This window comes from Psychrobacter immobilis (genome assembly GCF_904846185.1).
Classification (GTDB): Bacteria; Pseudomonadota; Gammaproteobacteria; order Pseudomonadales; family Moraxellaceae; genus Psychrobacter; species Psychrobacter immobilis_B.
On record NZ_CAJGZQ010000057.1, the window covers coordinates 1 to 1200 of the forward strand.

The following is a 1200-nucleotide window of genomic DNA, read 5'->3' on the forward strand; positions in this document are numbered from 1 at the left end:
GTCTGCAACTCGACTCCATGAAGTAGGAATCGCTAGTAATCGCGGATCAGAATGCCGCGGTGAATACGTTCCCGGGCCTTGTACACACCGCCCGTCACACCATGGGAGTTGATTGCACCAGAAGTGGATAGCTTAACCTTCGGGGGAGCGTTCACCACGGTGTGGTTGATGACTGGGGTGAAGTCGTAACAAGGTAGCCGTAGGGGAACCTGCGGCTGGATCACCTCCTTATAGATGGCATTCGGTCAGCAAGAATTCACAACAAGTTGTTCTTTAGTTTAAGCTTACGTTTTAACAAGCGTAATTGGGTCTGTAGCTCAGCTGGTTAGAGCACCGTGTTGATAACGCGGGGGTCGGCAGTTCAAGTCTGCCCAGGCCTACCATTTATTTACGGGGCCATAGCTCAGTTGGTAGAGCGCCTGCCTTGCACGCAGGAGGTCAACGGTTCGACTCCGTTTGGCTCCACCATAATAAATACGATAGTAACTATATAAACAAGCATAAACAGAAACAAATAATTCAGATATTACATCATACGATTATTTCTTTCTGTTTTATACAGAACTTATGACTCGACGAGAGCGTAAGAACTATTTAAAAACATAGATATGAGTCTGGGTTAGGAACACGTGTTCACGCGTTGTTCCTAACCTTAATAACTCACTACTTAACGACATCAGTTGTTATCCCAGTAGTGAGTTATTAAAAAAGTAAAGAGAACTGAATCAAGCGTATAAACATAGGTGATATCGTTATCATAATTAGACTTATATAACACTTTGAAGTTAAAAGACTACTTGGGGTTGTATGGTCAAGTAATGAAGCGCACATGGTGGATGCCTTGGCAGTCAGAGGCGATGAAAGACGTGACAGCCTGCGATAAGCTTCGGGGAGGCGGCAATATCCTGTGATCCGGAGATTTCTGAATGGGGAAACCCACTTACCATAAGGTAGGTATCTTGTACTTGTACAAGAAGCGAACGAGGGGAAGTGAAACATCTCAGTACCCTTAGGAATAGACATCAAATGAGATTCCCCAAGTAGCGGCGAGCGAACGGGGAGAAGCCGATTAGTGCTAATGTAGAAGAACAGCGTGGGAAAGCTGACCGTAGTAGGTGATAGTCCTGTATTCGAAACATTAGCGTTAACATATTAAGTAGAGCGGGGCACGAGAAATCCTGTTTGAAGATGGGGGGACCA

2 tRNA genes and 2 rRNA genes are annotated in these 1200 nt (G+C 45.3%); all 4 read left to right on the plus strand.

What is annotated here, in order from left to right:
- Window positions 1-231, plus strand: a 16S ribosomal RNA gene (locus JMW94_RS14655); the annotation flags it as partial.
- Between the two features lie 75 nt (window positions 232-306).
- Window positions 307-383: transfer RNA gene (locus JMW94_RS14660), tRNA-Ile, on the plus strand.
- A 9-nt stretch (window positions 384-392) separates the two neighbouring features.
- Window positions 393-468, plus strand: a tRNA-Ala gene (locus tag JMW94_RS14665).
- Window positions 469-809: 341 nt separating this feature from the next.
- Window positions 810-1200, plus strand: a 23S ribosomal RNA gene (locus JMW94_RS14670); the annotation flags it as partial.